The 7,484-nt window shown below is 41.9% G+C and carries 7 protein-coding genes and 1 pseudogene; 5 read left to right on the top strand and 3 right to left on the bottom strand.

The window, feature by feature from the left end:
* The first annotated feature begins 132 nt into the window (after positions 1–132).
* Positions 133–777 (top strand): response regulator transcription factor, encoded by a 645-nt coding sequence (locus Q0688_RS27355; protein WP_299085259.1) that lies wholly within the window; start codon positions 133–135, stop codon positions 775–777.
* Here the strand turns inward: Q0688_RS27355 and Q0688_RS27350 are convergent.
* Positions 745–1,119, bottom strand: a complete 375-nt coding sequence (locus Q0688_RS27350) for a response regulator (protein ID WP_299085256.1) — start codon at positions 1,117–1,119, stop codon at positions 745–747. The genes Q0688_RS27355 and Q0688_RS27350 overlap by 33 nt on opposite strands.
* Positions 1,120–1,441: 322 nt before the next feature.
* Here Q0688_RS27350 and Q0688_RS27345 point away from each other — a divergent pair, with 322 nt between their 5' ends.
* Positions 1,442–1,879, top strand: a complete 438-nt coding sequence (locus tag Q0688_RS27345) for a hypothetical protein (RefSeq protein ID WP_024604752.1) — start codon at positions 1,442–1,444, stop codon at positions 1,877–1,879.
* A gap of 40 nt (positions 1,880–1,919) precedes the next feature.
* Here Q0688_RS27345 and Q0688_RS27340 read toward each other — a convergent pair.
* Positions 1,920–2,273 (bottom strand): annotated as a pseudogene (locus Q0688_RS27340) (DUF4879 domain-containing protein); the annotation flags it as partial.
* A 959-nt stretch (positions 2,274–3,232) separates the two neighbouring features.
* Here Q0688_RS27340 and Q0688_RS27335 point away from each other — a divergent pair.
* Complete coding sequence (locus tag Q0688_RS27335; RefSeq protein ID WP_299085245.1) at positions 3,233–3,910, top strand: replication initiation protein; 678 nt, start codon at positions 3,233–3,235, stop codon at positions 3,908–3,910.
* A 108-nt stretch (positions 3,911–4,018) separates the two neighbouring features.
* Here Q0688_RS27335 and Q0688_RS27330 read toward each other — a convergent pair whose 3' ends face one another.
* Positions 4,019–4,762 carry a hypothetical protein gene (locus Q0688_RS27330; RefSeq protein WP_299085243.1) on the bottom strand — a complete coding sequence of 248 codons (744 nt, stop codon included), beginning with the start codon at positions 4,760–4,762 and terminating at the stop codon, positions 4,019–4,021.
* Positions 4,763–4,977: 215 nt separating this feature from the next.
* On the opposite strand from Q0688_RS27330, the gene mobV reads away from it, so the two are divergent.
* Entirely contained in the window at positions 4,978–5,928 is a 951-nt protein-coding gene (mobV, locus tag Q0688_RS27325) for a MobV family relaxase (RefSeq protein ID WP_299085241.1), read from the top strand.
* A 660-nt stretch (positions 5,929–6,588) separates the two neighbouring features.
* Positions 6,589–7,392, top strand: coding sequence for a replication initiation protein (locus Q0688_RS27320; RefSeq protein ID WP_161519135.1), 804 nt, complete (start codon positions 6,589–6,591; stop codon positions 7,390–7,392).
* Positions 7,393–7,484: the final 92 nt, after the last annotated feature.

Here is a 7,484-nt window from a genome sequence, read left to right as displayed (position 1 = left end):
ATTAAAGGAGGCCCAATTTAGTGTGATACAAGCCCTAAGCGCAACGTGTACAAATGACCTAGTTTGAAGCGGCTGGTTTTTTGTGTAAGTATATCAACAATCAAGAAATCAGTTTTTCAACGGGGGGGCGGCATGAAAATCATTATTGCAGACGATCACCCGATTTTCCGATCCGGTCTCCAAGCAACGATTTCGGATGTCTTCGGCGATGTCAATATTCGCCAGGCCGGCCAAATGGACGGTCTTCGGAAACATTTGAAAACTGATCCTGCGGACTTGCTTCTGCTGGATATTTTCTTTCCGGGCTTAGAGCCCGAAGAGATGATTAAAGAACTACGGCACGCCTATCCGTTGATGGCAATATTGGTTGTTTCCATGCTGATTGACACGGCTGCCGTAGAACGGTTGCTGCGTGCCGGAGCCAATGGATTTGTTTCGAAAACTGCGCCGCCCAAGAGCCTCCAAAACGGATTGAACGAGGTCATGGACGGCGGACGCCCCGTCTATCTACCGCAAACCGGCCACGCACAGGCGGCCACCAGCGGCGATTCTGTGGTCAAGGATTTACCCAAACGGCAAAAGGAAGTGCTGCACCTGATTTGTCTCGGTCTCTCGAACAAAGAAATTGCGCGGGAATTGCATTTATCTGCATCAACTGTGCGCGCGCATATATCAGCACTCTTTCGAAAACTCGATGTTGCCAACCGCGCCGCCGCCGCAAGTTACGGTGCCCGCTACGGCGTCTTAGGCGCGGTCCATAAGGCTGAGGATCGCTGAGCGCAATTGTACCGGCATGACAGGTTTGTGCAGCAAAATAAAACCCGCATCAGCAATTTTCTGCCGTATTTCCGGCATTGTGCTGCCTGTAATAATCAGCGCCGGTATCGGCCCGTGCGCGGCGCGAATTGCTTTAATAACCTCTAGCCCTGTTTCCCCAAACGCCAGTTCATAATCTGAAATTATCATATCTGTCTTTTCAAGAGACGCTATATCCGCATCCTTCAATCGTGGCCGCGCATCGACATCCCACCCCCAATTGGCCAGCAAAGCACCTGTCGCTTCGAGCGTCGCATGGTCATCATCTATTACAAGCACGCGGCCGTTTTCATAGATGGGCAATTCCGGCAACTCCGGTCTTGCGTCATCAACATTGGCGGTCTGTTCAAAAGGGCCAAATCGAAATTCAGTACCGGTGTCTTTTCCCGTATCAATCTCAATCCCAATATTTCATTTTAACATTGCCTACTTGAAAGCTTTATTTTAAATATCAGAGAAAAGTTAGCCCCCCTTCCTTGCCGCCACGATTCAAAGAGCGGCAATATTATTCCCACTCAATGGTAAAAACCAGACTAAAGCCAGCATTACTACCCCTTTTTATTGGCTCGTTTTTTGCTCTATTATCTATAACCCCATAAAAAGCATATTCACTGGAGGAATTAACATGCTAATTAACAGTAACAGCCAAGCAAGCCATATTTATCAAACGCAAAGTAATGCACCTCATACTACAACTAGCTCGAATACTCCGGTCAAAAATGAAAATACGGCAGACAAAATTACAATTAGTGAAGCAGGGCTTAATGCTGAGAGTAAATTGCAAGAAATAGCCAAACACTATGACCCTAAAAATATGTCTTATAATGAATTATCTAAGATGTCTTCCACTTTGGAATTAAATGGGTTAGTAACACCTGAAGAAGGCTTGGCTCTTAGAGCACCGCCTAAAATGAACTTTGACCCTAATGAAAAATATGACACCGTAGCATTAGCAAAAAAATCAGTGGAGTTTGATCAGTCACTTGGAATGGCAGGAAGAGACTCGCAACTAAGAGTAAGAGCGCTTAATATTTTAGAAACAATACAAAGTTTATCTAGCTAAAGAGGAAGAAAAAGATACCCCTTCCCATTTAGCTAAACTTTTAATTTATATAAATTGAATCACTCCAATAACCAAACGGGGATGCTGTTGAGTTCGTACCAACATTAAATTGCCCTGATTCTTGGCCACTAAAATCATAGCCATATAACCAACCTGTTATGGTTTCACCAGAGGCACAAACATGCAAATCACTGCCGCATCGATATTGAGTATATCCTGCGGCTTTAGAAATACCATTCATTGTAGCGTTGGTTGGATTTCCGTAACCATATTGCCATAGATATACATTTAACGTAGCCCCGCCATGATCTCCGGTAGAAGTTTGAGTTTCTTGAATGATTTCTTGACCATAATTTGTTGAATATACATTCCCAATTTCAAAATAAGTAACACCACTTGCGGCGGCACTCTAGGTTACACTGTCGTATTAACCTAGAGGCCTTGCCATGCAAGCGCTAATAACGAATTGCACACGGGAAAGTTACACGCGTGATGTGAACGGTACTTTTGAACGGACTCGATAAAGTTATTGAATAAGCAGGCTTGATAAACACAGCCGTAACCCACCATAAAACGAGCTGACAGCCATCGAGGAGGGCAAATCAGGGTATCCACTGATAAATCCACAAATGAAAGATGAAAGCTCTTAGAGTTCGTTATAGGAGCTAATGCTACTCACTCTTACAAAGCTTAAATATTTCATGGCGAAGCCGTAGCGAGGAACGAGCGGTAACCCGACAGAGTTCAACGATAAAATCAATTTAACTACGCGATCACAAAAGGAACAGCAGATCCGATGCTCCTTCGTGCCCTGATAAACCAATTATGCACGGCCTGTAAGCCACGCTAACGCATTTTGTTTGCCCCAATGATTCAGGCTTTGGGTTGGCGCTCAACGAGCGTTTAAAATCAATTCTGAGCGCAGTGAAGGCGTTCTTGGGGTATGCCGGTACGAGCGAAGCGAGGGGAAGCGAGGGGAAGCGAGGGGAAGCGAGGGGAAGCGAGGGGAAGCGAGGGGAAGCGAGGGGAAGCGAGGGGAAGGCCCCTAAGAGGGGATTTAGGCTCAAATTTCACTTGAATTTTTAGGTTATCCACAGGTGTTTTCCTTTTTAATCTTTCTTGTTTTTTAGATCTCTTGTTTTTAGCACCTCTACAGGTCACGCCAATAGGGGGCTGCAGGGTTTAAAGGTGTACAGATTGACACGCTAAAGCAGTTTAAAGGTGTACAGATTGACACGCTAAAGCAGTTTAAAGGTGTACAGATTGACACGCTAATTCACAGCTTAAGGTGTACAGATTGACATCCTTTACACCTTTAATTAAGGTGTAATAAAACAACATTGGTACACCTTTATGAATAATATGTCTGTGACAAAGTCAAATACATTGGTAGATGCTAGCTATCAGCTTAATGTGCAAGCTCAAAAACTGGTGCTGGCATGCCTAGGAAAAGTTGATTCACGCTCAACAATACCCAAAGAAATGACGTTAACGGCACTTGAGTATTCTGATTTAATGGGCATAACCAATGCGCGAAGAGACCTCTACAAAGCTGCTGATAGCTTATTTGACGCAGTGATTACACTGAAAGATGAGAATGAAGAAGTGAAACTCAGGTGGATTCAAAAAGGCGTTAAAAAATTAAAAGGTGAAGGCGCTGTAGTTATTACTTGGTCGGATGATGTTCTTAAATATATCAGTAGCTTACAAAGTAGATTTACCACATATAAACTGAGACATATCGCTGAGCTACAATCATCTCACTCAATACGCTTGTATGAGCTACTCATGAAGTTTAACAGCACTGGAGAACGTATTATCTATCTTGATGATTTCAAATCTGCGCTGGGAATTTCTGATAAGTACCCAACGTTTAAAGAGTTGAATAGACGAGTTATCAAGGCATCTGTTGATGAGTTAAACCAGAGAAGTGATTTAGTAATCAGTTATGAAACAATAAAAAAAGGCCGCTCGGTCGCAGCCCTCTCATTTGAGTTCAAGAAAAGCGCTCAATTAAAAATGAATGTTTAAAACATTTCGCAGTGTAGAATGAGGTTTGAATTTTTTCTTGGCTCTCTTATCTAAACCTTATTATGAATAGCTCTAGTTCATTAATATAAACTAGAGCATCTTTTTAGATTAAAAAGAAGGGAAACAAGTTATTTGACTTCTAAGGTCATTTTTATCTCCGCTAAAAGTTATCATACAACTATATTGTTTAGCTCGACTATAATTATAAATAGCACTTTGAATTTTCTCTGTTCTTTCCCAATAAGCTAGGTCTTTACCTTTTTCAATTTCAAAAATTATTCTTTGATTAGCTGCTTGTAACACAAGCACTTCATTGACATCCTCACACCCTGCTGAAGTTATCTCACAAACAGACATTGGAACTCCATTTCTAGAATTCACGAAAAATTTTATTGGGCTTTTTTCTTTGCCCTGATTCGTAGCTCTATCGAAAACTTCGTTAGCTGAGCGATTCCCTAAAGTAGTAGCTATACCTTCAATAAATTTGTTTGCTATATTTTTTCGTCCAGACGCAACTTCTCTGACCAAAGGTATTGCATTAGTTTGATTATTTGGGACTGAGTGAGCAACATTACAAGAGGGGCAAGGTGCACCATACTGAACATATGTGTAGTTTTGTGTGTGTAATGTTGAAACAACATAATCATAAAAAACATCTACAGGGTCTAAATCATCAGTGATTATAAACGTGTAGTTAATCTCTCCACTAGATGATTCAGAAGCAGATACTTGTATCTCTCCTCCATACCTGTCTTCAAAGTAAAAAACTTGTTTATTATTACTAAAAGCTGGTGTGGCGTAAACAAAAAGATAAAGCACAACAGAAGTAAATAGAACCTTTATATTAAACATTATCGAATAATTCCTTTTATTTTATTTGCAACCAAAAATACAACAAAAGAAACTTGATGTCTACCTTTTATTAACAACATTACCAATGCTATAAAGATATTTTATTTCACGATTTATGGGGTGTGCAAACCACAATTTTAGCGCAGCGTTTAAAAATTGTGTAGTGAGTCCACATATATTAATCTATGTTCATACTCTCCCGCACCGAGTCACCAATGAATTTTGTTATTTTGCGAACACAGAAGTTAAAATCCAAGGGCGCAATTTGCCGCTCAACAAAGCATGCTTTCCGTGAGCAAGACACACCCAACGCAGACCCAAAATTAACGCCCGAAAATACGCATATCGGCGCACAAAGTTCGGATGAAGCAATGGCGGCTGTCAATGCGCGTTTACCGGATAAAATTCGTAAAAATGGCGTGATGGCCATCGAGTATTTGATCACTGCTTCCCCAGAAGCGATGACCGCCAAATCACGCAAAGACCAGGATAATTATTTTCATGATTCGCTCGCCTGGCTTAAAGCAAAACACGGGGCTGAAAACGTGGTGTATGCGGGCATCCATCGGGATGAAAAAACACCACACATGTACGCCTATGTCGTCCCCATTGACCCCAAAGGAAAATTAAACGCACGGCACTTCTTGGGAGGCGCTAAAGCGCTGAACGCCATGCAAACCGATTTTGCGCAACAGGTGGGGGTTAAACATGATTTTCAACGCGGCATTGAGGGCAGCAAGGCAACTCATCAGCGGGTTCAATCGTTTTACGGGCAGATAAATCAACCACAAGCACCGCTCACGGTGGACAAAGAACGCAAAGTTCTCAAGAAAGGCGTGTTCAGTACCACCGTGGAATCCGATGAGGAATACCAAGCCCGAATTATCCGCGAAGTGAACAAACAGATCCAACCCAGCGTTGAGAAAGCCCGTTTAAGCGCCTCAGAAACGCGCAAGCGGCACGAAATGAGTAAAACCTTAGGAAATATGTACGTAGACTTAAAAAAGGCTCAAAATTCGATACAGGCGCTCTCAAAGCACTTTGATGGATTGGATAAAAATCAGGTCGCTGAGGTGATCAAATTAACTGAATCGCTAAAACGTCAGAATCAAACCGATGGGGCGATTTGTAGTCGTTCCAATAAAAATAAGGGCTACAGCCGATAATAAGCGACTATGAGGGCGAAGCCGCAGCGAGGAACGAGCGATAACCCAGCGGTGTTTAACGAAAAACCTGCCTAACAACGCGATCACAAGGGGAGCACTAGATCCGATCCTTCCTCGTGCCCTGATAAACCAATCATGCACGGCCTGTAAGCCACGCTAACGCATTTTGATTGCCCCAATGATTCAGGCTTTGGGTTGGCGCTCAACGAGCGTTTAAAATCAACTCTGAGCGCAGCGAAGGCATTTTTGGGGTATGCCGGTACGAGCGAAGCGAGGGGAAAGGCCGGCAGGGGCAACGCCCCTAAGAGGGGTTGGTATCAAGTGAATTTTTGAAATGCGTTATCCACAAATTTCAGCTGAATTTACCTTTAAAAACTTTATGTATAACTTAAAAAGACTTTAAAGACTTAGGAGATAGCTTAAGCCACTGTAAATTATAGAGAATAAATTTAAAAGGTGTGCGTCTACCGAGTTAAAGGTGTGCGTCTACCGAGTTAAAGGTGTGCGTCTACCGAGTTAAGGTGTGCGTCTACCGAGTTAAAGGTGTGCGTCTACCGAGTCATGTGGATAAAAACCCACCTCTTTTACACGGGTGTATATTGACAAAGTCAGCAACACACCTATAAAGTAGGTGTGTGATTAAAAAAACAAAGTACACCTATGAAATTAACCAACGTATCGAGTAAAACAAAAGTTCGGCATAAAACTGATATAAACAAAACACTATCTAAGATGCCCTTATCATCTAGGCGCGTTTTATTTATGGCTATTGCTCAACTTGACTCTAAAAAGATAGTAAAACAAGGCCAAGTGTTTCGTATATACGCTAGTGAGTATGCAAAAATAGCTAAGCTGGAAATGAATACAGCCTACGAACAACTAAAATCCGCTACGTTGGATTTACAGAAACAGATAATAGGAATCCCAAAAGATCAACTTTTACCGCCTATAGCTCGTCAAGGAGATCGGCCTTGGAAGAAACCTAGCGGTAAAGGGGTTCGCATGCTTAACGTCACTGAATACTGTGACTATGAGGACGGTGACGGTTACGTAGATATTAGCTTTAGTCGTCAAATGGAGCCGTATATTTGCATGATAGAGGGTAATTTCACTACTCAAGTGCTTATCTCTAGCGCACGACTCAGAGACACAAATGCCAGTAACATATATCAACTTATAAGGCAGAAAATAAGTCAGAAGAAAGACCGTTTTTTTGAAATTACTGTTGAAGAACTAAAGGAAGAGCTTGGGCTTTACACAATAAAGAATAAGGAAAAAGTTTATTCTTATCCGTTGTTTAAAGAGTTTAATCGCAGTGTTATCAAGCAAAGCATCGATACCATTGAAGACACTACTGAAATAAAGAATATAAGCGTTGAAATCATCGAGAGGAAGCAGCGTAAAGCAACTAAGCTAAGATTCTCTTATCGAGTAGATGACCAAATGAAGTTTGAGGGATTTTAGCTAAACTTGCTTTCCCTTGCACAACAGAAAGTAAAAAATCACGGTAACGCCCTTAGCCGAAAAAATAATATGATAGACAGATTAAAAAATGA

It is taken from the genome of uncultured Paraglaciecola sp., assembly GCF_937123705.1.
In the GTDB taxonomy this organism is placed as follows: Bacteria; Pseudomonadota; Gammaproteobacteria; order Enterobacterales; family Alteromonadaceae; genus Paraglaciecola.
Note: the sequence above shows the minus strand (reverse complement) of the source record. Positions and strands in the feature narration are given on the sequence as shown.